The organism is Streptomyces sp. I05A-00742 (assembly GCF_013055795.1).
Classification (GTDB): Bacteria; Actinomycetota; Actinomycetes; order Streptomycetales; family Streptomycetaceae; genus Streptomyces.
Map to the genome: position 1 here is coordinate 63,227 of NZ_JABETO010000009.1, position 24,051 is coordinate 87,277.

Annotated in this window: 26 protein-coding genes and 4 pseudogenes; 15 read left to right on the forward strand and 15 right to left on the reverse strand. The window is 69.4% G+C overall.

Going from position 1 to position 24,051, the window contains the following annotated elements; genetic code table 11:
* Nucleotides 1-64: 64 nt before the first annotated feature.
* The 4 genes from HN013_RS11435 to vanH are packed head-to-tail and all read right to left on the reverse strand — an operon-like array spanning nucleotide 65 to nucleotide 3,381.
* Nucleotides 65-736, reverse strand: a complete 672-nt coding sequence (locus HN013_RS11435) for a hypothetical protein (RefSeq protein ID WP_171165848.1) — start codon at nucleotides 734-736, stop codon at nucleotides 65-67.
* The gene (gene vanX / locus HN013_RS11440; protein WP_171165849.1) at nucleotides 708-1,316 is read right to left on the reverse strand and encodes a D-Ala-D-Ala dipeptidase VanX; all 609 of its coding nucleotides are present in this window, start codon (nucleotides 1,314-1,316) and stop codon (nucleotides 708-710) included. Before vanX ends, HN013_RS11435 begins: the two co-directional genes overlap by 29 nt.
* Complete coding sequence (gene vanA / locus HN013_RS11445) at nucleotides 1,313-2,353, reverse strand: D-alanine--(R)-lactate ligase (RefSeq protein WP_171165852.1); 1,041 nt, start codon at nucleotides 2,351-2,353, stop codon at nucleotides 1,313-1,315. The genes vanX and vanA overlap by 4 nt, the downstream gene beginning before the upstream one ends.
* Nucleotides 2,350-3,381: a D-lactate dehydrogenase VanH gene (gene vanH, locus HN013_RS11450; RefSeq protein ID WP_171165854.1), complete on the reverse strand. Its 1,032-nt coding sequence runs from the start codon at nucleotides 3,379-3,381 to the stop codon at nucleotides 2,350-2,352. Before vanH ends, vanA begins: the two co-directional genes overlap by 4 nt.
* Before the next feature lie 459 nt (nucleotides 3,382-3,840).
* On the opposite strand from vanH, the gene murF reads away from it, so the two are divergent.
* Entirely contained in the window at nucleotides 3,841-5,196 is a 1,356-nt protein-coding gene (gene murF, locus HN013_RS11455) for a UDP-N-acetylmuramoyl-tripeptide--D-alanyl-D-alanine ligase (protein WP_171165856.1), read from the forward strand.
* 151 nt (nucleotides 5,197-5,347) lie between these two features.
* On the opposite strand, the gene HN013_RS11460 is transcribed toward murF, so the two are convergent.
* Together HN013_RS11460 and HN013_RS11465 are read right to left on the reverse strand one after the other, a co-directional pair.
* Complete coding sequence (locus HN013_RS11460; protein ID WP_171166084.1) at nucleotides 5,348-6,469, reverse strand: HAMP domain-containing sensor histidine kinase; 1,122 nt, start codon at nucleotides 6,467-6,469, stop codon at nucleotides 5,348-5,350.
* On the reverse strand, nucleotides 6,462-7,157 hold the full coding sequence (locus tag HN013_RS11465) for a response regulator transcription factor (RefSeq protein WP_171165857.1): 696 nt from the start codon (nucleotides 7,155-7,157) through the stop codon (nucleotides 6,462-6,464). The genes HN013_RS11460 and HN013_RS11465 overlap by 8 nt, the downstream gene beginning before the upstream one ends.
* Nucleotides 7,158-7,243: 86 nt before the next feature.
* On the opposite strand from HN013_RS11465, the gene HN013_RS11470 reads away from it, so the two are divergent.
* The 4 genes from HN013_RS11470 (at nucleotide 7,244) to HN013_RS11480 (ending at nucleotide 9,530) form a co-directional block, all read left to right on the forward strand.
* Nucleotides 7,244-7,462 carry a hypothetical protein gene (locus tag HN013_RS11470; RefSeq protein ID WP_212764237.1) on the forward strand — a complete coding sequence of 73 codons (219 nt, stop codon included), beginning with the start codon at nucleotides 7,244-7,246 and terminating at the stop codon, nucleotides 7,460-7,462.
* 70 nt (nucleotides 7,463-7,532) lie between these two features.
* Entirely contained in the window at nucleotides 7,533-8,135 is a 603-nt protein-coding gene (locus HN013_RS32340) for a hypothetical protein (protein ID WP_212764238.1), read from the forward strand.
* A gap of 11 nt (nucleotides 8,136-8,146) precedes the next feature.
* The gene (locus tag HN013_RS11475; protein ID WP_249374943.1) at nucleotides 8,147-8,455 is read left to right on the forward strand and encodes a hypothetical protein; all 309 of its coding nucleotides are present in this window, start codon (nucleotides 8,147-8,149) and stop codon (nucleotides 8,453-8,455) included.
* A 775-nt stretch (nucleotides 8,456-9,230) separates the two neighbouring features.
* Nucleotides 9,231-9,530, forward strand: a complete 300-nt coding sequence (locus tag HN013_RS11480; protein WP_171165859.1) for a type II toxin-antitoxin system Phd/YefM family antitoxin — start codon at nucleotides 9,231-9,233, stop codon at nucleotides 9,528-9,530.
* Between the two features lie 800 nt (nucleotides 9,531-10,330).
* Here HN013_RS11480 and HN013_RS11485 read toward each other — a convergent pair.
* Nucleotides 10,331-10,663, reverse strand: coding sequence for a branched-chain amino acid transporter permease (locus tag HN013_RS11485; RefSeq protein ID WP_171165861.1), 333 nt, complete (start codon nucleotides 10,661-10,663; stop codon nucleotides 10,331-10,333).
* Entirely contained in the window at nucleotides 10,656-11,402 is a 747-nt protein-coding gene (locus HN013_RS11490; protein WP_171165862.1) for an AzlC family ABC transporter permease, read from the reverse strand. The genes HN013_RS11485 and HN013_RS11490 overlap by 8 nt, the downstream gene beginning before the upstream one ends.
* Before the next feature lie 63 nt (nucleotides 11,403-11,465).
* Between HN013_RS11490 and HN013_RS11495 the strand changes: the two genes are divergently transcribed.
* The 10 genes and pseudogenes from HN013_RS11495 to HN013_RS32910 all read left to right on the forward strand — a co-directional run.
* Entirely contained in the window at nucleotides 11,466-11,924 is a 459-nt protein-coding gene (locus HN013_RS11495) for an Lrp/AsnC family transcriptional regulator (protein WP_171165864.1), read from the forward strand.
* Nucleotides 11,925-12,111: 187 nt separating this feature from the next.
* Nucleotides 12,112-12,414, forward strand: coding sequence for an urease subunit gamma (locus HN013_RS11500; RefSeq protein ID WP_171165866.1), 303 nt, complete (start codon nucleotides 12,112-12,114; stop codon nucleotides 12,412-12,414).
* A 14-nt stretch (nucleotides 12,415-12,428) separates the two neighbouring features.
* A complete protein-coding gene (locus tag HN013_RS11505; RefSeq protein ID WP_171165868.1) occupies nucleotides 12,429-12,755 on the forward strand; it encodes an urease subunit beta in 327 nt (108 codons plus the stop codon).
* Nucleotides 12,748-14,526, forward strand: coding sequence for an urease subunit alpha (locus HN013_RS11510; protein ID WP_249374944.1), 1,779 nt, complete (start codon nucleotides 12,748-12,750; stop codon nucleotides 14,524-14,526). The genes HN013_RS11505 and HN013_RS11510 overlap by 8 nt, the downstream gene beginning before the upstream one ends.
* On the forward strand, nucleotides 14,526-15,200 hold the full coding sequence (locus tag HN013_RS11515) for an urease accessory protein UreF (protein WP_171165870.1): 675 nt from the start codon (nucleotides 14,526-14,528) through the stop codon (nucleotides 15,198-15,200). The genes HN013_RS11510 and HN013_RS11515 overlap by 1 nt, the downstream gene beginning before the upstream one ends.
* 251 nt (nucleotides 15,201-15,451) lie before the next feature.
* Complete coding sequence (gene ureG, locus HN013_RS11520; RefSeq protein ID WP_171165872.1) at nucleotides 15,452-16,156, forward strand: urease accessory protein UreG; 705 nt, start codon at nucleotides 15,452-15,454, stop codon at nucleotides 16,154-16,156.
* Nucleotides 16,123-16,983 carry an urease accessory protein UreD gene (locus tag HN013_RS11525; RefSeq protein ID WP_171165874.1) on the forward strand — a complete coding sequence of 287 codons (861 nt, stop codon included), beginning with the start codon at nucleotides 16,123-16,125 and terminating at the stop codon, nucleotides 16,981-16,983. Before ureG ends, HN013_RS11525 begins: the two co-directional genes overlap by 34 nt.
* A gap of 162 nt (nucleotides 16,984-17,145) precedes the next feature.
* Complete coding sequence (locus HN013_RS11530; protein ID WP_171166089.1) at nucleotides 17,146-18,690, forward strand: alpha/beta hydrolase; 1,545 nt, start codon at nucleotides 17,146-17,148, stop codon at nucleotides 18,688-18,690.
* Nucleotides 18,691-18,778: 88 nt separating this feature from the next.
* Nucleotides 18,779-19,651 carry an MOSC N-terminal beta barrel domain-containing protein gene (locus tag HN013_RS11535; RefSeq protein ID WP_171165876.1) on the forward strand — a complete coding sequence of 291 codons (873 nt, stop codon included), beginning with the start codon at nucleotides 18,779-18,781 and terminating at the stop codon, nucleotides 19,649-19,651.
* Between the two features lie 97 nt (nucleotides 19,652-19,748).
* Nucleotides 19,749-20,083: pseudogene (locus HN013_RS32910) on the forward strand (glycosyltransferase family 2 protein); the annotation flags it as partial.
* A gap of 8 nt (nucleotides 20,084-20,091) precedes the next feature.
* Here the strand turns inward: HN013_RS32910 and HN013_RS33905 are convergent.
* The 7 genes and pseudogenes from HN013_RS33905 to HN013_RS11565 all read right to left on the reverse strand — a co-directional run.
* Nucleotides 20,092-20,386: pseudogene (locus tag HN013_RS33905) on the reverse strand (helix-turn-helix domain-containing protein); the annotation flags it as partial.
* Between the two features lie 86 nt (nucleotides 20,387-20,472).
* Nucleotides 20,473-21,114: a gamma carbonic anhydrase family protein gene (locus tag HN013_RS11545; RefSeq protein ID WP_171165877.1), complete on the reverse strand. Its 642-nt coding sequence runs from the start codon at nucleotides 21,112-21,114 to the stop codon at nucleotides 20,473-20,475.
* A gap of 252 nt (nucleotides 21,115-21,366) precedes the next feature.
* Nucleotides 21,367-21,822, reverse strand: coding sequence for a GNAT family N-acetyltransferase (locus HN013_RS11550; protein ID WP_171165879.1), 456 nt, complete (start codon nucleotides 21,820-21,822; stop codon nucleotides 21,367-21,369).
* A gap of 142 nt (nucleotides 21,823-21,964) precedes the next feature.
* Nucleotides 21,965-22,288, reverse strand: a complete 324-nt coding sequence (locus tag HN013_RS11555; protein ID WP_249374945.1) for an MFS transporter — start codon at nucleotides 22,286-22,288, stop codon at nucleotides 21,965-21,967.
* Nucleotides 22,289-22,478: 190 nt separating this feature from the next.
* Nucleotides 22,479-22,946: pseudogene (locus HN013_RS34110) on the reverse strand (MFS transporter); the annotation flags it as partial.
* A pseudogene (locus tag HN013_RS34115) lies at nucleotides 22,931-23,224 on the reverse strand (MFS transporter); the annotation flags it as partial. The pseudogenes HN013_RS34115 and HN013_RS34110, both read right to left, overlap by 16 nt.
* 155 nt (nucleotides 23,225-23,379) lie before the next feature.
* Entirely contained in the window at nucleotides 23,380-23,961 is a 582-nt protein-coding gene (locus HN013_RS11565) for a TetR/AcrR family transcriptional regulator (RefSeq protein ID WP_171165883.1), read from the reverse strand.
* Between the last annotated feature and the right edge of the window lie 90 nt (nucleotides 23,962-24,051).

Genomic DNA, 24,051 nt, shown 5'->3' on the forward strand with positions numbered 1-24,051 from the left:
GGGTTCCGTGCACCCCGCCGAGTGGCCGCCGTTGGCGACACGCGCGGTGCCAGTTCACCTGGCCTCACCGGCCGGCGCTGACCAGGATTCCTCGTCCTGCGTGGAACCGCTCGAAGACGCGCAGGGGCAGCGATGCGGATTCCGCGTTGTAAGAGTAGCCCGACGGATTGTGGAATCGCACGATCCCGCCGCGGACCGCATGAACCAGCACGAGGTGTCCTCCCCGACGCGGTTCGTGGGTGCTCGGGTCGCGAATCTCAGGAGACACCGAAGCGATCAGGACCTGCCCGGGGTGCACCGCTCGGGCGGATTCCCGAAGCGGTGTGTGTTCGACCAGTTGGCAGGTGAAGCCGAATTGTGAGCTGACCCAAGCCATGAAGGGTCGGTATATCAGTCCCTGGACCTTGCCCTGGGGTTCCACCACGTAGCAACCCCAGTCGAGGGCCCGCGCGAGGAGTTCACGCATCGGCAGACGGACATCCGTCCAGCCATGGAGCAGGGACTGTAAGCATGCCAAGCCGCAGATTTTGCGGGACCAGAACAGGTACTCCTCGCGCGAGTGGTATCCGTCGGAGGCCCAGCCGTGCAGTTGCGACGGATCGGTGCGCCTCAGGAAGACGTCGATACCCGATGGTGCGGCACGCCGGATGACGACCTCGTCGTTCCGGTCCAGGCTTCCCCACTGTGAGACGTAAGGGAGGCTTCTGTCATGTGATGGGAAAGTCGAAATAGACATCTGCAAACGGCTCGCTTTCCAGCGTGTAGTGCCACCACTCGCTGTCGTAGCGAGCAAATCCGCAGTCCTCCATGATGGAGCAAAGGTACTCGCGATTTTCCGCTTCGATGGGCCCTATTCCCTCTGCTCCATGATGCGAGATCGAGTCCATGAGGTCGTGGTCACCACCCATGCAAGCATTTTCCCCGGTGGCAAGGGTATAGAGCGTCAAGTCGACGGAACTGCCCCGGCTGTGGCCCGACTTGGCGGCCACATAGCCCTTGTCGAAAAGCTCGGACCTCTCGATGTTGGGGTAGTGGCGCTGCTTTGTCCGGCCGTCCTCCGGCTGTTTTGACCAGCGCAGGAAGCAGTCGACGGCACGTTGCGGACGGTATCCGTCCCAGACAAGCAAGCCGAAGCCGTGGGACGCGGCTTTTTCCTGCGCTCGCCCCAGGGCTGCGCACAAGGCTTTGGTGCCGACTATCCGATTCACCAGGTATCCGTCTACCGGCTGTCCGGTGAAGTTGTCCCGGGTGGCGTACTTGGCATCCCAGCGGATGCCGGGCACCAGCTCGTCCAGGTACACGAAGTCACCGTTCATCGCTTTTTCCGGTCCCGTGTTATTGACACGAGCCGGTCGAGGACGTCGGAGAGCGGCATCCCTGCGGCGGCCATCATCCGGGGGTAGCGACTGTAGGAGGTCATGCCGGGAAAGGTGTTGACTTCGTTGAGTACCACCTGGCCGTCGTCCTGGAGGAACATGTCCACGCGGGCAAGCCCCTGGCAGCCCAGTGTGCGGTAGATGGTCTTGGCACTCTCTTGGACGCGCCGACGCGATTCTTCGGAGATGTCGGCGGGAACGATGAACGCCGAGTTGTCCGAACCAGTCTCGGGTGAGGCCTCCTGGTGGATCCTGAAGAATCCGTGCGAGAGGGCTACACGGTCCACCTCGCCCGCGATCGGGGCGGAGGGGTCCCCCAGGATCGCGCAGCCGACCTCGCTCCCGGGCACAGCCTCTTCGATCAGGACCTTCGAGTCGTACTGCCGTGCGGCGTCCAGTGCACCCGGCAAGTCCTCCGCGCCGGCAACTTTGCTGACGCCGAAGGATGAGCCCGAACGGGCCGGCTTCACGAAGACCGGATAAAGAAGTTGGTCGGCGGCGACCTTCTCGTTCTCCGTGACTACCCAGAAGTTTGGCGTGGCGATGCCCGCGCTCTTGGCGACGGTATGGGTCAGGGATTTGTCCATGCAAATGGCAGAGCTCTGGATGTCGCAGCCGGCATAGGGAACGCCGGAGAGCTCCAACAGGCCCTGGATCGCGCCGTCTTCGCCGAGTGTGCCGTGCAGAACGGGCAACACGAGGTCCAGACGGACCACTTCGAATCGTTCCTGTTCCAGGACGAGCAGTCCGTGGACGCTTCGGTCGGGCGACAGCATGACCGGACGAGCCTCTGCGTCCTCCCAGCCTGCGTCAGGGGAGTCACAGAGCTGCCAGGCACCGGACTGCGTTATGCCGATCCAGTACGGTTCATATTTGTCGGTGTCAAGGTTCTTTGCGACCTCTTTGGCGGACTTGACGGAGACGGGGTGTTCTTCGGAAGAGCCCCCGAAGATGATTCCGATCTTCAACTTGTTCATGCTTTCCCGCTTTCAAAGTCAAGGCAGTTGAGGAGACTGTTCCTGATGGTGTCGCTCAGTGCGTGGTTGGTGTAATAGGCCGTGTGCGGGCTGATGAGAACATTCGGCAGCTTTTGTAGCCGCAACAGCGAGCGGTTCTCGATGGGCTTGCTCCGGCAGTCGGTGTAGAAGATTCCTTCCTCACCGTCGAGGACGTCCAACGCCGCGCCGCCCAGCCTGCCGCTCTCCAACGCCCACAGGAGAGCGTCGGTATCGATTAGTGGCCCGCGTCCGGTGTTGACGATGAACGCGCCGTGTTTCATCTGCTCGATGCGTCGGCGATCGATGAGATGGCGGGTTTTCGCGGTGAGCGGGGTATGGAGCGTGACAATGTCGCTGTGCCGAAGCAGCTCGTCGACCGACGTGTAATCGGCGGGGGCCTTGGGGCGATTGTCGTAGGCCAGCACACGGCAGCCGAAGCCTCGCAGTCGGTCGATGACTGCTGTGCCGATACGCCCTGTGCCGACCACTCCGACAGTCAAGTCGCGCAGCTCTTTGCCGCGTGTCTCACTCAGCCGGTAGTCATGAGCGTCGGTGCGACGGATGGTGTCCTTCGCGTGACGCACGGCCATGAGCATCAGCATGAGCGTGTAGTCGGCAACACTGTCGGGGGAATAAGCCACGTTCCCGACGGAGATACCGACGCTTTCCGCATGGCTCACGTCGATGTGGTTGTATCCGACGCTTCGAGTGGAGAGATACTCCACACCTACGCGGCTCAGTGCGCTGAGCGTGGCACGCGTGACGTGCGTCTTGTGGCCGATGCTGACGCATCGGTTCCCGACTGCCAGGTCGATATTGGCCTCGGATACCGCTGCCTTCGTGATGGTCGGCACCACGCCAAAGCGAGGCGCTATTTCTCGGAAGAGAAGAGCCTCGTCCTGATCGCACCCATAGACCGTGATTCCCGTTGTCGGGACAGTCCGTGAGGTCGCCACCGGCGCTCGGGTGCGGCACGTCGCCGCTCGTGTTGGTCCGCTGGAACTCATGCCTTCCAGTCAAGAGGACCTGGTGTTGCCGGCGCGTATGCATTTTTTGATATGCCGACGATATGTTGCCGGCCGCTACAAGCGCAGGCCGATGCTCGACCTGATCTGCAAAGGCGAGTCCCCAGCCCCTAGCGGATGCCGACGAGGCGAACGCGCAGGCCGGCAGCGCTGCTGTCGGACCTGGTGCTCACACTGTCGGAGGGCCCGGTCGATCCCATGAGCGAGCCGGCGCGGCCGCCCAGCCGCGGCCATGGCCCTCGCGGGATGTCGGTCGGCACCATATCGTCCGCGTATCGAAAACTGCATACATGCTGACAACATCACGCTCCTTTGACTGGAAGGCATGTTTTCCAGCGAACCAGCCTCTGCCATCCGCTACCTCGCCAGCCCGCCCCCGATCGCCGTCACAGCGACCGGACGGTTGTTGCCGCGCTTCACCGATCCTTGCGCGGTCCAGGCATGATCGCGCTCAGCCTCGGCGAGATCGCCACAGTAGTCGGTGGGACGGTCAAGGGCGACGACGCCGTGACAGTGACCGCCCCGGCCGTGCTCGACAGCCGCCAGGCCGAGCCGGGCGGCCTCTTCGTCGCCTTCGCCGGCGAACACGTCGACGGCCACGACTACGCCGTCCAGGCCGGCCGGGCCGGCGCGGTGGCCGTGCTCGGCTCCCGGCCCACGGCGCTGCCGACCGTCGTGGTCGAGGACGCCAAGGCCGCGTTGCAGGCGCTCGCCGCCCACGTCGTGGCACAGTTGCGCGACCGGCTGACCGTCGTCGGAGTGACCGGATCCCGCGGCAAGACCAGCACCAAGGACCTGCTGGCGGCCATCCTGTCGAGTTCCGCGCCGACGATCGCCACGATCGGCTCGCTCAACAACGAACTCGGCATGCCCCTCACCATGCTGCGTTCCACCGAGGCCACCCGGTTCCTCGTCCTTGAGATGGGCGTCCGCCGTATCGGTGACATCTCCAAACTCACCGGCCTGGTCGCACCCGACGTCAGTGTCGTCCTCAACGTCGGCCAGGCCCACCTCAGCCACCTCGGGTCGCGCGAGGCGATCGCCCGGGCCAAGGGTGAACTGGTGCAGGGTCTGGCGCCCGGCGGCACCGCGGTCCTGAACGCCGACGATCCCCGGGTGGCCGCGATGCGCTCGCTCACCGACCGCCCGGTGCTGACGTTCGGCCAAGCGGAACATGCCGACGTTCGCGTGCTCGACGTGGTCCTCGACCGGCTCGCCCGGCCGTCCTTCACCCTGCGGACCGCCGCCACCTGTGCTCCGGTCACGCTGCCGCTCGTGGGCACTCACCAGGCGCTCAACGCGTCGGCTGCCGCGGCGGCGGGGCTGGCGGCCGGCGTCTCCCTCGATGTGGCAGCGGCGGCGCTGCCCACGGTCTCGCTGTCGAAGTGGCGCTTGGAGCTACGCGACCTCGCCGACGGCGCGACGCTGCTCGACGACTCCTTCAACGCCGACCCCGACTCGACCCGTGCCGCCCTGGACACGCTGGCGGCAATCGAGGGCAAGCGCCGCATCGCCGTCCTCGGCGAGATGCTTGAACTCGGCGACGACAGCGAGGCCCAGCACCACGCCATCGGGGAGTACGCCGCCTTCCGTGCCGACGTGGTGCTCGCGGTCGGCGCCCGGCCGCTCGCTGACGGTGCCGGAGAGCGGGCGGTGGCGCTGTCCGACAACGCCGCGGCCGTCGAGTGGCTGCGCGGCCGGCTCACCGCCGGCGATGTGGTGCTCGTCAAGGCCTCCCGCGGGGCGCGCCTCGACGAGGTCGCCGCCGCGCTCACGTCCGGGCCCCATCCGCAATAGTTCCCTGCGATCCCAGCCTGGGCGTCGGTGAACAGTGAGTGGGGGTCGACGGCGGCGGCCCGCATCTCGTTGCCGCCGGCATCTGGGCCGGGGCGGAGGACACGCCTGGTACGGCTACGGCGCCTCCGCCACGGCCGAGAGGGAGGGTTCGTCAGGCCCGATCGTCATCTGCTGGGGTGTGCGCTGCCGCGGCGGGCAGTTGCACCGTGACGCGGAGGCCGCCGGCGGGGCGGGGGGTGAGGGTGAGGGTTCCGTCGTGTGCCTGGGTGATGGTCTTGACGATCGCCAGGCCGAGACCGACGCCCGCGTGGCTGCTGTGTATGCGTTCGGTACCGCGCTGGAATGGTTCGGTAAGGGTCGAGACCAGTTGTGGGGTGAGCTTCTCGCCGGTGTTCTCGACAGTGAGGACAACCGTATGGGAGCGGACGCTGGTATTCACCCATACGGCGCCCTTTTCAGGCAGGTTGTGGCCGATCGCGTTGTGCAGAAGATTCGTGGTCATCTGTAGCAGGAGCGCAGGTGAGCCGATGGTGGTGCCCACGTCGCCGGAGGTTTCGATGGTGACGCCCTGCTTTTCTGCCAGGGGGAGGAGCGTTTCAGTGGCTTCTTCCGCCAGGAGGGACAGGTCGACGCGTTCCCTGGAGAATGACTGCTGGTTGGCGCGGCTGAGCAGGAGCAGTGCTTCAGTGAGGTCGATGGCTCGGGTGTTGACCACGCGGAGGCGCTCGACAAGCTCGCCGGTGTCGTAGTGCGGATCGTTGCGGGCCACGTCGAGAAGCGCCTGCGTGACCGCCAGCGGGGTACGCAGTTCGTGAGAGGCGTTGGCCGCGAATCGCTGCTGTTCGGCGACGTGGGCTTCGAGCTGCGCGAGCATGGTGTCGAAGGAGTCGGCGAGTTCGCGGAACTCGTCCCGGCGGCCCGCCAGGCGGATCCGGTAGGAGAGCGGTCCGTTCGCCACCCTGCGTGTGGCGTCGGTGATGCGTATCAGCGGGGCGAGCATCCGGCCGGCCAGAATCCACCCGCCCACGAGGCCGAACACGAGTAGGAACGCCAGCGCCAGGATTCCCGCCGGGACGAAGACGACCGGGCCGAAATTGCTCGGGTCGAAGACGCGCAGGAAGTCGGACCGGTCGGGGACGTCCAGGCTGTTCGACCTGCCCCGCAGAAGGAACACCCACGCGGCGGCGAGCAGCAAGGCGCCCGCGATCACGAGGAACCCGGCGTAGCTGAGGGTGAACTTGAGGCGGACGCTCAACCCTTGACGCCTATCCACGCACCGCTCCCCGGTCATCGTCGTCGGCTCCTGCGTCGATGCGGTAGCCGACCCCGGGCACCGTGGCGATCAGCCAGGGCTCGCCGAGTCGTTTGCGCAGGGCCGAGACCGTGATGCGCACGGCGTTGGTGAACGGATCGGCGTTCTCATCCCACGCTCGCTCCAGCAGCTCCTCCGCGCTGACGGCACCGCCTTCAGCGGCGACGAGGACCTCGAGTACAGCGAACTGCTTCCTGGTCAGCGCGATGTAGCGGCCCTCGCGGTAGACCTCGCGGCGGAACGGATCCACACGCAAGCCCGCGATCTCCCGCACAGGGGGCCTGTTGTGGGCTCGCCTGCGGTTGAGAGCTCGCAGCCTGAGCGCGAGTTCGCGAAGTTCGAAGGGCTTGGTGAGGTAGTCGTCGGCGCCGATCTCGAACCCGGAGGCCTTGTCGTCGAGCCGGTCGGCGGCGGTCAGCATGAGGATCGGCATGCCGCTGCCGGAGGCGACGATGTGTTTGGCGATTTCGTCACCGGTGGGCCCGGGGATGTCCCGGTCGAGGACGGCGATGTCGTAAGTGTTGGTGCTCAGCATCTCCAGAGCGGTATCACCGTCCCCGGCGATGTCAGCCGCGATCGCTTCCAAGCGCAGCCCATCGCGGATGGCCTCTGCCATGTAGGGCTCGTCTTCGACGACTAATACACGCATAGCCTGATGCTACGAGCCGGCGCATATCGTCGGCATATGGAAAACCGGATACGGGCTGGCAACATCCCGCCCCCTTGACTGGAGGCATGAACGAGCCACACGTTATCCCACCTCGGCCCCGTGACCGGCTGTTCGCCGTACTCGCGGTGGTGCTCGCCGTGCTCCTGCTCCCCGTGGCGTTCGTCCGCGATCCCGGCCGCGCCCGTGAACTGGCCTGTGGCTGGGCGTTGGGGATCCGCTTTCCAGCCGAGGATCTCACCGGGCTCACCGAGGGTGCCAGGGCGGCGTTCACCGCTGCGCGCTGAGGCGCTCTGGCGTCATGGGCAGCTCATCGGCCTCACCTCCGGGTACCGCGATCCCCTCGTCCAGCAGCGGTTGTTCGACGAGGAGGTGCTGTGCACCGGCGCCCGGGTGCTGTTCGTTCATGGTCCCGGCGGTGTCGGCAAGTCGGCGCTGCTGGGACGCTTCGCCCAGCGGGCCAAGGAAGCGGATCGCAACGTACTGATGCCGGGCGGGCGGATTCTCGAGGACTCTCCCGCAGCCTTCGTCGCCGAGGCCGGGGCGGTGCTCGCCGACGAGCGCGCGGTGCTGCTGATCGGCACCTTCGAGCGGACGCGGGGCTCGGAGAGCCGGCTGCGCGAGCAGTTCCTGCCGGTGCTGCCGACCGGTGCGCTGGTGGTGATAGCTGATCGCATACCCCCGGACATGATGTGGCGGGCAGACCCCGGCTGGGCCGACATGGTGCGGATCACCGAGCTGGGTGGGCTGGGACGCGTGAACGCCGCCGCGCTGCTGGACTCTCGCGGTGTGGCCGGTGAGCCGCACGAGCCGCTGCTCGCCTTTGCCGGCGGGCACCCGTTTGCCCTGTCGCTCGGTGCCACGGCTGCTGGGGAGGGTGCCGTCAGCAGCACCGCGGTGGCGGTCCGTGACAGCGGCGCCGGCTCGCGCTGGAGGCCTCAGCCCTGCGCCGGGCGCTGAAGGCCGCGGGGTTGTCTGATCCGCTGCGGGTGATCGGCGTCGATGCCGTCGGCAGCGCCCTCTGCGGCCGGCCAGACCAGCCGGGACGCAAACAGAGCGGCATCGGCAACAGCCTGATCCCGGGCAACCTGGACTACGCGCAGATCGACGAGGTCCACTGGCTGAACGACCGGGAAGCCTTCGCCGCGACTCGCGCCCTCGCTCGGGACAAGGGCATTTTCGCTGGCAAGCGGTTCCGGAACGGCCTTCGCCGCGATCAGTGCGAACCACGACCGGATAGGCGAGCTGCCGGCCGGGGCCTTGCAGCCGGGGGGCTGTAGGAGCGCTTTCGAGGGAACTCCCACGACGCCCAAGGGCGTTCAGAAGGACCACATTCTCTACGGTCATGCGATGCGCCTGTTCACCACGACAGTAACGGCAACCGAGTCCGACCGCTTCTCTTGCCTCCTGGCCGACGCGCTCCCGAGAGGATAAGCGCGAAGCGCAGCATAAGGGTTTCGGCCCGGGGCAGACCTGCCGGCGGCGGCCGAAATGGTGGCCGGCGCGGCCGTGGGAGGAACCATCGCGGCCCCAGTCAAGGAAACGCCGTGACCGGGGTTCGAGCTGAGCTACCTGGAAGGTGCCGACCACCGCCAAGGACCCGCTCACCCCCGCCCACAGGTCCCAGCTCCGTGATCAGCTGAGCACCAACGGCCGCACCGCAACCATGATCGATCTCACCGATACCGGCTGTTCCGCTGGTCTCACAGGAGAGGCCACAGGCACCAGAGCTTCAAGATCAACTCGTTGCCCCTATGGGCCCGTATCTTCCAACGACCCAAGTGGAGGCTGGGCAGGACCCGCCCGGCCTCCGGTGCTTCGACGGGCAAGCCATCCGGCCGGCCGGAGTTCTGCGCAGGGCCGATCGGAGCGGGGCGTTCCGCTGCACCGGAGACCTGCCAGGGTTCAGTGCGTCCAGATAGCTCTTCGTCGCACCTCGTCTCACACATTTCTCACAGACGAGAGCGCACGGGAGCACACGGGAGTCCCTGACCTGGGCATTCGCTGTCGCCATGGACCACGGCGGACCAGGCGGACATTGCATACGCTAGGGGTATGGCCTACGAGATTCCTGTGACGCAAGCACGAGCCGAGCTGGCGGAGCTGATCAACCGAGTCGTCTACGGTGGCGAACGGGTGGTCGTCACGCGCCACGGGAAGCCCCTGGTCGCCCTGGTGTCCGCCGCCGACCTGCGGCGACTCGAAGAGACTGCGGCGGAGCGGGACGCGCCGGAGGACGACCCGGTGATCAGCACGGTCTCGACGGTGCGCCACCTGCCGTCCGCTCCCGGCGAACCCGGACGCTTCGGCATCGCGGCCGAGCACCGCGGGCCGGGGGGTACGGAGCGGCGCTGAGCGGCCGGACGATCGGCGCCCGGCGGGTGTTCGGTGTGTCCGAACCATCGCCCGGCGTGAAGACGTCGCGTTACGCCTGTTCGCCTTCCCGCACGCCGGCGGAAATCACCACGGTTTCCGCACCTGGTCCTCCGGGCTCCCCGAGGACGTCGAGATCGTCTCGTACTCCCTGCCCGTCCGGGGCCTCCGGCAGGACGTACCGCACCGGCGCGCACGCCGGCGCACGATTATCCGTCCCGTGCGTCGTGTACGGCGGAGCCGCGGACCGGACGGTGGGCGCCGACGAACTGTGGGCCTGGCGCGAGCACTTCGACGACGCGGCACCCTTCGACATGGAGATCTTCCCCGGCGGGCACTTCTGACCCTCGACTCGGAGGCCGCCCTCCTCGACAGCGTCAGGGGACACCTCGACCGGGTGCGCGACCGGGCCGCACCGTCCGTTGTCCTGCCGGAGAAGACGTTCCCGGCCCCCGGCCGCGGCCTCTGGACCCGCTTCCAGGGCCAAGTGAAGGAAGACCCGGACGCGTTGGCGCTCGTCGACGGGGGACGACGCTGGTCCTACCGCCAACTCCGCGACAGTGCCACCGCGCTCGCCGCTCCGGCACCCCGAGGTCTTCTTCAACGCCGCCCGGTTCGACCGGACCATCGCGCTGGACACGGAGGACTACCGGTCGATCGCCCGGCCCCCGGGCCGAGCCGATCACCCAGCCCTGAGGCGGCGGCCCGTCGTCACCCGTCCGTCGTCACCATTCCGTCGTCACCCGCCCGGCGGGTGACGACGAGCGGCGCGCCGCGGTCGGTCAGGGGGCGAAGACGGTGCTGGCGAGCACGACGTGGACGACGGTGCCGCCGAGTATGGACAGCAGGATGTTCCGCCGCCACAGGTGCAGGGCCACGGTGAAGGCGAGCGCCAGGACCGTCGGCCACGCCCGGTCGGGCACGCGCGGGCTGAAGTCGCGCAGGGTGTGGACGGCGAGGATGACCATCACCCCGACCGGCATCGCCTTGTTGAGGTGGACGACGAGTGGGCTGGACCGCAGCGGCGCCAGGGCGGCGAACGGCAGGGCCCGCAGGGCCCAGGTGACGGCGACGGCGGTGGCGACCGCGGCGATCAGATATCCGGTGTCAGGCACGGGCACGCTCCTTGCGCGTCACGGCGTAGCGGGTCAGCAGGCCGGCGGTGAACAGGGCGAAGGCGGTCAGCAGCAGCTGGCCGGGGAGGACGAAGCGCGCGACGAGCGCGCACGCCAGGGCCAGGAGGGGAGCGGGTATGTCGCGGCGGGCGCGGAAGGCGCCGATGGCCAGCACGATGAACAGGGCCGTCACCGCGAAGTCCAGCCCTCTGATCCCGTCGGGGATGACCGAGCCGAGCAGCGCGCCGGTCCTCGCCCCGCCGGCCCAGTAGAAGTGGATGAACACCTGGAGCCACAGGACACGGCGGCTCGGGAAGGACTGGGCGGCCTCGCCGACGGTGACCGCGTACGCCTCGTCGGACAGCGCGAAGGTGCTGTACGCCTTGCCGAGCCGCCCCCGGACCCGGTGCAGGGGGAACGACAGCGCGTAGAAGACGTGCCGGAAGTTGACCAGGAACGCCGTCACCGCGATCGAGGCGAGCGGCGCCGAGGCCGGCACCAGCCCGAGGAACAGGAATTCGAGGGAACCGGCGTAGACGAAGCCGGAGAAGACGCTCGCCCACCACCACGCGAAGCCGGAGTGGGCGACGAGGGCGCCGAAGGCGACGCCCATCGGGTACGCCCCCAGGCCCACGGAGCCGGAGTCCCGTAACGCGCGTCGCAGGTCGGAGCGGAGTCGTTGGCGGGGGGCAGGGGGAGCGGGAGGAACGCCGACATGTTTGGCCGGAAGTGTCGCCATGCCGGCAATCCTAGGAAGGTTGCCGACTTATATGGTTTCGAAATGTGACCCTAGAATTGGCATATGGGCAATGAACGTAAAGTCGACCGGATCGATCGTGACATCTTGTTCCACCTCCAGCAGGACGGCCGGCTGACCAACGTCGAACTCGCCAAGCGCGTCGGGCTGACGCCCCCGCCCTGCCTGCGGCGGGTCAGACGCCTGGAGGAGGCCGGGATCATCACCGGCTACCGGGCCCGCGTCAACCACGAGGCGGCGGGCCGGGGTTTGGAGGTCATGGTCTCCATCGAGGTCTCGGTCAGCGACCTGAAGACCCTGGAGGGGCTGGAGACCACCATCGCCGCCTACGAGGAAGTCGTCGAGTTCCGCCGCGCCTTCGGCACCCCGGACTACTACCTGCGTGTTCTGGTCGCCGACTACGCCGCCTACGAGGAGTTCCAGACCGGCAAAATCATCGGGATCCCCGGCGTCGCCCGGGTGATCTCCCAGCCGACCATGAAGAAGATCAAGGTGATCGACTGAGCCGCCCTCCGGATTCGCGCCGGATTCGCGCCGGATGTCCATGGCGACGCAAAGCGCCGGTTAACACGGTGGAAAAGCTTGCGCAGTAAGTTGCAATCACCGGTCTCCGGAGGGACCTGCCCACCTCGGCACCGTGCTGAACTGGGGTAACGTCCCGCTGCGTTCGAACGACAGTGAGGTGGGGCCCGTGCAACTGACACCGCACGAACAGGAGCGGCTGCTGATCCACGTGGCCGCCGATGTGGCCGAGAAGCGCCGGGCCCGCGGGCTGCTGCTGAACCATCCCGAAGCCGTGGCCCTGATCACCGCGCACATCCTCGAAGGCGCACGCGACGGCCGCTCGGTGGCCGAACTCATGTCCTCCGGACGGAAGGTGCTCACCCGCGACGAGGTCATGACGGGCATCCCCGAGATGATCCCGGACGTCCAGGTGGAGGCCACGTTCCCGGACGGGACCAAGCTCGTCACCGTCCACGAGCCCATAGTCTGACGGAGGGGATCCCCATGGCCACCGACTCCCTCGTACCGGGGCAGATCCTCTGCGCGGACGAACCCGTCCGCCTCAACGAGGGCCTGCACCGCACCAGGATCACCGTGCTGAACACCGCCGACCGGCCCGTCCAGGTGGGCTCGCACTACCACTTCGCCGAGGCCAACCCGGGCCTGGAGTTCGACCGGGCGGCCGCCCACGGCAAGCGGCTCGACATCGCCGCCGGCACCGCCGTCCGCTTCGAACCGGGCATCCCGGTCGCGGTGGACCTCGTCCCCCTCGCCGGCAAGCGGATCGTGCCGGGGCTGCGCGGGGCGTGCGGGGGACAGCTCGATGGCTGAGCCGAGGGATGACCGGAGGGATGCCCCGAGGGATGACCCGAGGGGCGAACCGTCCCGGCTCGACCGGGCCGTGTACGTCGCCCTCTACGGGCCGACCACCGGCGACCGGATCCGGCTCGCCGACACCGACCTGCTGATCGAGGTGGAGGAGGACCGGTCCGGCGGCCCCGGACGGGCGGGCGACGAGGCCGTGTTCGGCGGCGGCAAGGTCATCCGGGAGTCCATGGGCCAGTCCCGGGTCACCCGGGCCGAGGGCGCCCCCGACACGGTCGTCACCGGAGCCGTCGTCCTCGACCACTGGGGGATCGTCAAGGCCGACGTCGGGATCCGCGACGGCCGGATCACCGGCGTCGGCAAAGCGGGCAACCCCGACACCATGGACGGCGTCCACCCCGACCTGGTGATCGGCCCCGAGACCGAGGTCATCTCCGGCAACGGCCGCGTCCTCACCGCCGGAGCCGTCGACGCCCACGTCCACTTCATCTGCCCGCAGTCCGTCGAGACCGCCCTCGCCTCCGGCGTCACCACCCTCGTCGGAGGCGGCACCGGTCCCGCCGAGGGAAGCAAGGCCACCACCATCACCCCGGGCGCCTGGCACCTCGCCCGGATGTTCGAGGCGCTGGAGGCGTACCCCGTCAACATCGGCCTGCTCGGCAAGGGCAACACCGTCTCGTACGACGCGATGCGCGCCCAACTGCGCGCCGGAGCCGTCGGATTCAAGATCCACGAGGACTGGGGGGCGACCCCCGCCGCCATCGACGCCTGCCTGGCCGTCTGCGAGGAGAGCGGCGCCCAGCTCGCCATCCACACCGACACCCTCAACGAGGCCGGATTCGTCGGCGACACCCTCGCCGCCATCGCCGGACGCTCGATCCACGCCTACCACACCGAGGGCGCCGGCGGCGGGCACGCGCCCGACATCATCACCGTCGTCTCCGAGCCCAACGTCCTCCCCAGCTCCACCAACCCCACCCGCCCGCACACCGTCAACACCGTCGAGGAACACCTCGACATGCTGATGGTCTGCCACCACCTCAACCCCGCGGTCCCCGAGGACCTGGCCTTCGCCGAGTCCCGCATCCGCCCCGGCACCATCGCCGCCGAGGACCACCTCCACGACCTCGGCGCCATCTCGATCGTCTCCTCGGACTCCCAGGCCATGGGACGCATCGGCGAGACCGTGCTGCGCACCTGGCAGACCGCCCACGTCATGAAGGCCCGGCGCGGCCCCCTGCCCGGCGACGGCCCGGCCGACAACCGGCGGGCCCGGCGCTACATCGCCAAGTACACGATCAACCCGGCCGCGGCCCAGGGGCTCGACCACGAGATCGGCTCGGTGGAGGAGGGCAAGCTCGCCGACCTGGTGCTCTGGGAGCCCGCCTTCTTCGGCGTCAAACCGCTGCTCGTACTCAAGGGCGGCCAGATCGCCTGGGCCCAGATGGGCGACGCCAACGCCTCCATCCCCACCCCCCAACCCGTCCTGCCCCGCCCGATGTTCGGCGCCAAGGGGCGGGCCCCCGCCGCCACCTCCCTCAACTTCGTCACCCAGTGGGCCCTGGACGACGGCCTCCCCGAACGCCTCGGCCTCGGCAAACGGTTCGTGCCCATCCGGGACACCCGCGGCGTCACCAAGGCCGACATGCGCAACAACGACGCCCGTCCCCGCGTCGAGGTCGATCCCGACACCTTCACGGTCACCATCGACGGCGACCCCGTGGAACCCCGGCCCGCCGTGGAACTCCCCATGGCCCAACGGTACTTCCTCTTCTGATGACCCTGGCTTCCTTGCTGGTCCTCGCCGACGGGCGCTTCCCCGCCGGCGGCCACGCCCACTCCGGCGGGGCGGAGGCGGCCGTCGCGGCGGGGCGGATCCATGACGCCGCCGACCTGGAGGAGTTCTGCCGCGGGCGCCTGCACACCACCGGCCTGACCGCCGCCGCTCTCGCCGCCGCCGCTGCCGCCGGCGCCGACCCGCTCACCCTCGACGACGCGGCCGACGCCCGCACCCCGTCCCCCGCCCTGCGCGCCGTCGCCCGGCGGCTCGGCCGCCAGATGATGCGCGCCGCCCGCGCGGCCTGGGGGTCACCCTCCCTGGACGCCCTCGCCACGGCCCGGCCGCGCGGTGCCCACCAGCCCGTCGTCCTGGGGCTCGCCGCCCGCGCGGCCGGGCTCGGCCCCGGGGAGGCGGCGTACGCCGCGGGCTACGAGGCGATCGGCGGGCCCGCGACGGCGGTTGTCCGGCTGCTCGGGCTCGATCCGTTCGAGGCGACGGGGGTGTTGGCGCGGTTGGCGCCGGAGCTGGACGCGGTTGCGGGGCGGGCGGCGGAGGCTGCTCGGGATGTGTTCCACGACGGGGTGGATGCGCTGCCGGCTGCGTCGGCGCCGCTGCTGGACGTCATGGCGGAGGGGCATGCGGCGTGGCCGGTTCGCCTCTTCGCCTCGTAGGAGGGGGTGGTGCCCCGGGCCCGCCCCTTCACCGTTTCTTGCAGGGGCTGCGCCCCCGCACCCCCAGAGCGCGCCTGCGGCGCGCGTCCTCAATCGCCGGACGGGCTGACTTCAGCCCGTCCGGCGATTGAGGACAACCGCGCGAAGCGCGGTTTCAAGGGGCCGCGGGGCACCCCCCGCAGAAACGGTGAAAGGGCGGGCCCGGGGCACCCCCAAAAGACCGCCACCACCCACCACCCAAGGAGCCCCCAGTGCACCTCGACCACCCCACCACCCCCTACCCCCACCGCCACACCTACAGCGCGGCGACCCGCCCCGACGGCACCCGCCGTGCCCTCCGCATCGGCCTCGGCGGCCCCGTAGGCTCCGGAAAGACGGCAACCGTAGCCGCCCTCTGCCGCGCCCTGCGCGACGACCTGTCGATCGCCGTCGTGACGAACGACATCTACACCCGCGAGGACGCGGAGTTCCTGCTCCGCAACGCCGTCCTGCCCCCGGAGCGCATCTCCGCCGTAGAGACGGGAGCCTGCCCCCACACCGCGATCCGCGACGACATCTCCGCCAACCTCGAAGCGGTCGAGGACCTTGAGGACGCGGTGGGCCCGCTCGACCTCGTACTCGTCGAATCGGGCGGCGACAACCTCACCGCGACCTTCTCGAAGGGCCTCGTCGACGCACAGGTGTTCGTCATCGACGTGGCGGGCGGCGACGACATCCCACGCAAGGGCGGGCCGGGCATCACGACCGCCGACCTCCTGGTCGTCAACAAGACGGACCTCGCCCCGTACGTCGGCGTGGACCTCGCGGGGATGGCCCGCGACGCCAAGGCGCAGCGCGGCGACCTGCCGGTGGCCTTCACCTCGCTGACCACGGAGGACGGCGTGGCGCCGGTGCGGGACTGGGTGCGCGAACGGCTCGCCGCATGGGCCGGGGCCGCGGCCGCCGCCGCGTCGTGACGGGCGTGCGGGCCGCGGCCCGCATCGTCGCCGCCCCGGACGGGCGGGGCGGCACGGCCCTGCCGGTGCTGGAGGGTGAGGCACCGTTCGCGCTCCGCCGGACGGGGGAGAGGGGCGGCGAGGCCCACGTCACGCTGGTGGGTGCGATGAGCGCGCCGCTCGGCGGCGACCGGCTGACGCTGAGTGTCACCGTGGCGGCCGGCGCCGCCCTGCGCTTCACCACCACGGCCGCCACCCTCGCGCTGCCCGGCCGGACGGGCGCCCCGGCCACGTACGACACACGGATCACCGTCGGGGACGGCGCGACGTTGCACTGGCTCCCCGAGCCGCTGATCTCCGCCGCGGGCAGCGACCTCCGCACGACCACCCGCGTCGAACTGGCCCCCACAGCCCGGCTGGTGCTCAGGGAGGAGCAGGTCCTCGGCCGCACGGGCGAACGGCCCGGCCGGCTCACCTCCCGGCTGACCGTCCGCCGCGCCGGACGCCCGCTCCTCGACCAGGAGCTCGCCTACGGGCCGGGGGTGCCCGGCTGGGACGGCGGAGCCGTGCTCGGGGGTCATCGGGCCATGGGGCAACTCCTGGTCGTCGACCCGTCCTTCGGCGACCGCCCGCCGATGCTGCCCCCGCCCGGGCCCACGGCGGCCGTCATGGCGCTCGCGGGACCGGCCGCCGTGGTGAGCGCGGTGGCGTCCGACGCGCTGCGGCTGCGCGGACTGCTGCGGGAGGGGGAGTCCGCGGTGAGGGACGGGGGCCGTGAAAGAGCGGGTACGGCCGTGACGCACGGTGTCGCAGGAGACGTCCATGCTGACGTCATTCTTACGGATTAGTAAAGATTCACCCGAACAACCTGTCCATCTTGGTACGGGAGGCGGAATTATCCCTGGTGCAGCTCTGTGATCATCGCTGCCCCGATCCGAGGGCGGCGTTCCCAGCAGGGGGATTCCCACGTGAGACCTAAAGCGATACTCGGCGCGGCCACCGGCACCGTGATGACCGGCGCCCTCGTCGCGGGCTTCCTGGCCGCTCCGTCGGCCGGTGCCACCGAGCGCGTGCCCGGTGGCGCAGCCGAGGCCAAGGGCGTGCAGGTCGCCGCCGAGAGGGCGGCGAAGAAGGGCATCAAGTGGCAGGACTGCCCTGCCGCCTGGGGCCTGGAGAAGCCCATCCAGTGCGGTTGGGTGACCGTCCCGGTCGACTACGCCAAGCCCAACGGCCCGACGATCAAGATCGCCGTGGACCGGGTGCGTTCCACCGGCACGGCCAAGGAGCGCCAGGGATCGCTGGTCTACAACCCGGGCGGCCCCGGTGGCTCCGGCCTGAAGTTCCCGCGCAAGGTCACGACGAAGAACCCCATCTACGCCAAGACGTCCAAGGCGTACGACTTCGTCGGGTTCGACCCGCGCGGTGTGGGCAAGTCCGCCCCGATCTCCTGCGTCGACCCCAAGCAGTTCGTCGCCGCGCCCAAGGCCGACCCGGTGCCGGACAGCAAGGCCGACAAGCTGGCCCAGCGCAAGCTCGCCAAGCAGTACGCGGACGGCTGCGCCAAGCGCAGCGGCAAGCTGCTGCCGTACCTCACGACGATGAACACCGCCCGTGACATCGACGTCGTGCGCGCCGCCCTCGGCGACAAGAAGCTCAACTACCTCGGCGTCTCCTACGGCACCTACATCGGCGCCGTCTACGGCACGCTCTTCCCGAACCACGTCCGCCGGATGATCGTGGACAGCGTCGTCAACCCGGCGCAGAGCAACATCTGGTACCAGGCCAACCTGGAGCAGGACACCGCCTTCGAGGGCCGGTTCAAGGACTGGGAGAAGTGGGTCGCCCAGCACGACTCGGTCTTCCACATCGGCAACAGCCAGGCCAAGGTGCACGCCCAGTGGCTGAAGCTGCGCGCCGAGGCGAAGAAGAAGCCCATCGGCGGCCTCGTCGGCCCGGCCGAGCTGATCAACTTCTTCCAGAGCGCCGCGTACTACGACTCCTCCTGGATCCCCGTCGCCGACACCTGGGCCAAGTACCGCTCCGGTGACAAGAAGGCCCTCGTCGAGGCCGCCGGCCCGGACCTGGCGGGCGCCGTGGCCGCCGAGAACGGCAACGCCGTCTACACGGCCGTCGAGTGCGCCGACGCCAAGTGGCCCACCAGCTGGGCCAAGTGGGACCGGGACAACACCCGCATCCACCGCCAGGCCCCGTTCATGACCTGGTCGAACGCCTGGATGAACCTCCCCTGCGCCACCTGGAAGGCCCCGCAGGGCAACCCGCTCGAGGTCAAGACCCGCAAGGGCCTGCCGCAGACCCTGATCGTGCAGTCCACCCGTGACGCCGCCACCCCGTACTCCGGCGCCGTCGAGCTGCACAAGCGCTTCCGGGGCTCGCGCCTGATCACCGAGAAGGGCGCCGGTTCGCACGGTGTGACCGGCCTGGTCAACCCGTGCATCAACGACCGATTCGACGCCTACCTGCTCACCGGCAAGGTCGACGCCAAGGACGTGACGTGCGCCCCGCACGCCGTCCCGGCGCCGAAGGCCGCCAAGTAGCGGACAGCGTCAGGAGCCGCCGCACCCCGGGCCGGACCGCCCGGGGTGCGGTCTTTTGACAGCGAAATGAACAGGGGGACGGGCACAGATGACTGAAACGGCAGGCACGGCAGATGTGGCAGGCACAGCAGGGACCGCCACGGTCGTCGAGCTGTGGTACTACCCGGTCAAGGGATGTGCCGGGACGGCGGTGGGCGAGGCGGTGCTGACACCCGCCGGTCCCGCCCACGACCGCAGCTTCATGGTCGTCGACGAGGAGGGCGTCTTCCGGAGCCAGCGCAAGGACCCGCGCCTGGCGACGATCCGTCCCGAAGTCACCGCCGACGGCGCGCTGCTGACCCTGCGGGCCCCCGGCGCGGACGCGGTGACCGTCGAGGTGGACACCACCGCCCCCCGGCGCGGGGTCGAGCTGTTCGGCGTGCCCTACCGGGGCATCGACCAGGGCGGAACGGCCGCCGCCTGGCTGTCCGACGTACTCGGCGCCCCCAGCAGACTGGTACGCGTCCCACCGGAGCACGACCGCGTCACCGACGGCCGGACCCCGGGCACCTCCGGCTGGGCCGACAGCTCCGCCCTCCACCTCCTCTCCCGCTCCAGCCTCACCCTGCTCAACACCAAGCTGGCCGAACGCGGCCTGCCGCCCCTGCCCATGAACCGCTTCCGCCCCAACGTCGTCATCGACGGCTGGGACGACCCCCACACCGAGGACCGGCTCCGCCACCTCACCATCGGCGACACCGAACTCGCCTACACCAAGCTCGCCGTCCGCTGCGCCGTCACCATGGTCGCCCAGGAGTCCGGCGCGAAAGCCGGCCCGGAACCCCTCCGCACCCTCGCCACCTACCGCCGGGCGGCCGCCGGCGGCGTCGTCTTCGGCACCAAGTTCTCCGTACTCCGGCCGGGCAAGCTCTCCCTTGGCGACGAACTGACCGTCGGCGAGTGGGGCGAGCCCGAGGGGTGAGGGCCCGGGCTGGCGTGGCGAGTGCGATGCCCTCCTGTTCACTCTGGGCTCGGAGCCCTCGGCATGCCGAATGACGTGGGACAGCACGTCGCGGACGTGTGCATGGCGTGCGCTTGATGCGGAGTGGAAGACCCTCTACGAACCCGAGCTCGTCCTCCAACATCCGAGGACGTCCCCTGCTCGGCACGCGGTCTACTACCGGTTCACCGCCCGAATCCGTGTCTGGCTTGCCCGCCGCCGACTCCCGATCCCTCTGTCCCGGTTTATCTCGGCGTATGGGTCCTCCTCGCCATGGTGCGGATGCGGTCCCTGGAGGGCGCGAAAGCATGGTGGGGCGGCTTCATCGAGGGAGTGCGAACACCGTGCGGGCCGCGCAAGCCGATGAAGTGGCGCACGGTTTGGCGTATGACCCGGCTGGGGCGCCCGCCGATCAAGGTCCAAAGCCTCCCGCATTCCCGGCGCTCGGGCAGGGTGAAGGTCCTCGCCCGCTCGCCCGCGTACTTCGGACAGAGGGAGCCGAAACCGTCAGCGTTGAAGTTGTGGATCACATCCCGGACCCGGTCCGCGCTGGTGAACGTCTCCTCGGCGGTCTTCGCCACGGGCATGCCCTGGGCCGGCAGCAGCACCGTCTGCGCCCGGCGCAGGTCACCACCGACCGGTGCCCCTGCGGATGATCCGGAGCAGCCGTCTGCCCTCGTCGTCATCGATCTCACGGAGCCGCACTCGCTCTGCCACCGGCACAGCTTGCCGGACGCGCGCCGCCGGAGTGGAATCCGGGCGGCGCGTCACTTCACCACAGCACAAGGGCCGTTGATGCGGCGCTAGCCGAGATTCTGAACCTCATCGTCCGCGTGCGCGCCGAACTCGGCGACGCGCACCTCCGCGATGTGCTCGTACCGGCTGATCCGGTCGGTCCACTCCGCGTCGACGCCGAACGCCACCTGCGCGAAGCCCACCCGCCCCACGGCCTCGGCCAGGCCCGGATCGCCAGGGGCCAGCAGCCGCACCGGCTCGTCGAGCGCCACCGTCTGCGGCGGCACGAAGTACTCGTCCGGCAGAACGGTGCGCGCATGGACGAGCGCGCCGACAGCGACGACCGAGCCGGCCCCCAACCGCGCGCTCTGCAGGACCGTCGCCGCGGTCGCCACGTAGGCGCACCTGCCGACCTCGCAGCCCAGCAGTGTGGCATGCGGCCCCACGAAGACATGGTCGCCGACAAGCACCGGCTGGTCGCCGGCGACCGCAGACCCGCGCAACACCGCGTTCTCGCAGATCACCGCCGCCTCCCCGACCTCGATCCGAGACCCCTCGGCATCGAGCACCGCACCGTACATCACCCGCGCCCTCGGCCCCACCCGGACATCACCGACGAGCGTGGCCGTCGGGGCGACGTAGGCGGTGGGATGGACCTGCGGTTCATGCCCGCGATGCCGGATGCGGATTCCCTGCGTTTCAGCGATCATGAGCGGATTCTCGCCGACCGACCGCGAGCACGCTGGCGGATTTCCGACATCGCGTTCGCCGAGACTTTTGCCGTCCGCGATCTGAGGCACTACAGGGCGAACGTTGGCCGGGCGGCGCCTGGCGGTTGGCTGGAGCACCCACCCGCCTGATCGGGCAGCGAGCCGCAGGACCCCGGCCCAGTTCGCGATTCTTCCAATGCTCGCGTTCATGACTACAGTGAGTAATGGTCAAGACCTGTGGACCAAGATCTTCTAAAGCTTCTTCGTCATAAACGTGTTGTTCGGGTCGGGCCGATATTCCGCGAACGGTTCGCAGTACTCGAACCCGAACTTCTCGTAGAGCTTCCTGGCCGGTAGGAAGAACTCGTTCGCGCCGGTTTCGAGACTCAGCTTGGTGAAGCCCATGCGCCGGGCCTCGGTGACGATGTGGTCCAGCAGACGGGACGCGATCCCACTCCGCTTCCGGGCCGGCGCTGCACGCATCGACTTCAACTCGCCATGGACGGCGTCCAGTCTCTTGATTGCGCCGCAGCCCACCACGGTGTCGCCGTCCATGACCGACCAGAAGGTGACCTGAGGGCCGCGAAGGCTGTCGAGGTCGAGGGCGTGTTTGCTCTCCGGCGGCGTGATGGACCGCATCTCCTGCACATGCTCGTCGAGGAACTCGGCGATCTGCCGGCCGGAGAGGTCATCGACCACGATCTTCACTTCTGCTCGCCTCTCTTCGGAACCTCCGGCGCCCTGGCTGCCACGCCTTTCCTTACTGTAGTGGTCGGTTCCGGAAGTCCTTCGGGGGTTGACTCCGGGTGGCTGCGTGACGTCGCGCAGCCGGCGTCTTGACCGGTGTTGGTCAGCGTCGCAGGTTGGGTGCAGCCACTGGCTTGGTCGACCTGCGCTCCCTTGACGCGCGACGTTGCGGTGACCGGGCCGGCTCCGGTGTCACCCGAAGGTGCAGTGCGGCGAGCAGTGGGCAGAGCGCGGCCATTGCCGACCACAGTGCGGTCGTCCCCGCGTGGGCGAGCAGCCGGGTGCCGAGGACGGGTGTGAGCGTCAAGGCGATCCCCCAGCCGGTACCGAAGATGACCAGGTAGCGGCCGCTTGCGCCGGGTGGCGCGAGGTCGGTGACGAGCGCGTGGATGCGGCCCATGACCAGGAGATCGCCGAGGCTCTTCATGGCGGCCGAGCCGAGCAGCGCCGGCAGGGTGCGGGTGAGGGCGTAGCCGGTCAGCCCCGCGGCCGGGAAGAGATGGGCGAGGGCGAGTGCGACGGGCGTGGTGAGCCGGGTCGCGCATAGGGCAGCGGATCAGCGGCTGGGCGAGCACGGTGGTGGCCGCGGCGGCGGTGAACGACAGCCCGGCGTCGGCGGCGGGCAGGCCCTGCCGTGCGAGTGCGAGCGGCAGGGTGCAACGTCTGTTGGTGATCAGGGCGTAGGCGGTGCCGGTGGCCAGGACGCTCAGCAGGGCTCGGTCGCGCAGTGGTCGTACGGCGGTGTCGTCCTGGCCCTCTCCGGGTGGTTCGGGACGGTCGCGGGGGAGGGCCAGCCGGATCAGCAGTGCGCAGGCCAGGCAGGTGGCGGCGTCGGTGGCGAAGAGCCGGCGCAGGTCCCAGCGGCCGAGCAGGGCGGCGAGCAGTCCGGCGCCCATGGCGCCCGCCGCGAGCGCGGCGCTGAACAGGCTGAACGCGCGTACACGGTGCTGCTCCGGTCCGGACTCGCCGATGATCGCCTGGCTCGGGGCTCGTAGAGCTCGAAGGCCGGCCCGAGCAGCACAGCCCCGGCGACCGCCCAGGTGAGCGACGCGGAGGCCGCGATCGCCAGCTGTGCGACGGCGCATCCGCAGAGCCCGAGCACGATGGTCGTGCGCCGGCCGATTCGGTCGGCCAAGTGTCCCCCGGCCAGCCGCGAGGGGATCGTCGCGAGCCCGAAGGCGGCGCCGACCGGCCCGGCGCCGACCGGCCCGGCGCCGACCAGCCCGGCGGCGGTCAGGCTCGCGCTGTGGTCGGTGCTGATCAGCGCGGTGAGAAAGGGCAGTGAGAAGGCCCCGAGTTGGTTGACGACCTGGGCGAGTAACAGCAGGCGGACGGTGCGGGGCAGTGGTTCGGAGCACGACACGGCGCCTCCTGTTCTCGTGAATCGTCAATGTCAGCGATCAGCGGGGGGTACGTGCACCCATGTCCGGCTCGTCCTCGTGTGACCTGCGAGCCCTGCCCGACGCCGTCTGCGCCGGCCGTAGCATCGGTCTGCGCTGCCGGGCCGGCGATCCACCGTCAGGTCGGACCCACGCCGCGGGCGAAGTGCGGCAGCATCATCGCGACCAGGGCGTCGACATCGGCATCGACCATGGGTTCGCCGGTCATGCCCATCCGGTGGAGCAGGGTGCCGACGACGACGTCGATGAAGAACAGGACCCTGTTCTCCGGCTCGTCGAGGGCGTCCTGGAGGGCGAGGCGGTAGGGGTCCTGCAACCGTGCGGAGAGGATCTCGCGCAGGGCCGGGTCGCTGACGGCGTCGCTGAACACGCCCGCGAACGCGTCGCCCACCCCGGGCTCGCCGATCTTCGCCGCGATCCAGCGGATGGTCGAGGACATGAGCTCGGCCCGGTCGGCGCCCTCCTTCAGCGGAACCGGGCCGAACGCGTCGAGGAGGCAGTCCACGATCAGCGCGCCCTTCGACGGCCAGCGGCGGTAGACCGTCGACTTCGCGATGCCGGCCGCGGCGGCGATGCGCTCGACCGTGGCGCGCGCGTAGCCGATTTCGCGGACCGTGCTCAGGGTGGCGGTGAAGACCTTGGCGTCGAGGCCGGCGCGCGGGCGTCCGGGCGGTCGGGCGGGAGGAGGCGTTCGAGTCATTCCCTCACCATAGCTAGTTACGCTACCTTGGGTATCGATACCTGAGGTAGCGTAATCATTCGGGGAGGAGAAGGCATGAGAGGGAACAAC

Bases quoted from the DNA above. Each gene is read 5' to 3' on its own strand.
- vanA (WP_171165852.1), bottom strand. From the start codon at position 2,353: ATGAACAAGTTGAAGATCGGAATCATCTTCGGGGGCTCTTCCGAAGAA.
- HN013_RS11530 (WP_171166089.1), top strand. From the start codon at position 17,146: ATGACCGGCGCCCTCGTCGCGGGCTTCCTGGCCGCTCCGTCGGCCGGT.
- HN013_RS11545 (WP_171165877.1), bottom strand. From the start codon at position 21,114: ATGATCGCTGAAACGCAGGGAATCCGCATCCGGCATCGCGGGCATGAA.
- HN013_RS11565 (WP_171165883.1), bottom strand. From the start codon at position 23,961: ATGACTCGAACGCCTCCTCCCGCCCGACCGCCCGGACGCCCGCGCGCC.
- HN013_RS11495 (WP_171165864.1), top strand. From the start codon at position 11,466: ATGGGCAATGAACGTAAAGTCGACCGGATCGATCGTGACATCTTGTTC.
- HN013_RS11470 (WP_212764237.1), top strand. From the start codon at position 7,244: ATGAACGAGCCACACGTTATCCCACCTCGGCCCCGTGACCGGCTGTTC.
- HN013_RS11510 (WP_249374944.1), top strand. From the start codon at position 12,748: ATGGCTGAGCCGAGGGATGACCGGAGGGATGCCCCGAGGGATGACCCG.
- murF (WP_171165856.1), top strand. From the start codon at position 3,841: ATGATCGCGCTCAGCCTCGGCGAGATCGCCACAGTAGTCGGTGGGACG.
- HN013_RS11490 (WP_171165862.1), bottom strand. From the start codon at position 11,402: ATGGCGACACTTCCGGCCAAACATGTCGGCGTTCCTCCCGCTCCCCCT.
- HN013_RS11465 (WP_171165857.1), bottom strand. From the start codon at position 7,157: ATGCGTGTATTAGTCGTCGAAGACGAGCCCTACATGGCAGAGGCCATC.
- HN013_RS11435 (WP_171165848.1), bottom strand. From the start codon at position 736: ATGTCTATTTCGACTTTCCCATCACATGACAGAAGCCTCCCTTACGTC.
- HN013_RS11480 (WP_171165859.1), top strand. From the start codon at position 9,231: ATGGCCTACGAGATTCCTGTGACGCAAGCACGAGCCGAGCTGGCGGAG.
- HN013_RS11525 (WP_171165874.1), top strand. From the start codon at position 16,123: ATGGGCCGGGGCCGCGGCCGCCGCCGCGTCGTGACGGGCGTGCGGGCC.
- HN013_RS11505 (WP_171165868.1), top strand. From the start codon at position 12,429: ATGGCCACCGACTCCCTCGTACCGGGGCAGATCCTCTGCGCGGACGAA.
- HN013_RS11515 (WP_171165870.1), top strand. From the start codon at position 14,526: ATGACCCTGGCTTCCTTGCTGGTCCTCGCCGACGGGCGCTTCCCCGCC.
- vanX (WP_171165849.1), bottom strand. From the start codon at position 1,316: ATGAACGGTGACTTCGTGTACCTGGACGAGCTGGTGCCCGGCATCCGC.
- vanH (WP_171165854.1), bottom strand. From the start codon at position 3,381: ATGAGTTCCAGCGGACCAACACGAGCGGCGACGTGCCGCACCCGAGCG.
- HN013_RS11555 (WP_249374945.1), bottom strand. From the start codon at position 22,288: ATGAAGAGCCTCGGCGATCTCCTGGTCATGGGCCGCATCCACGCGCTC.
- HN013_RS11535 (WP_171165876.1), top strand. From the start codon at position 18,779: ATGACTGAAACGGCAGGCACGGCAGATGTGGCAGGCACAGCAGGGACC.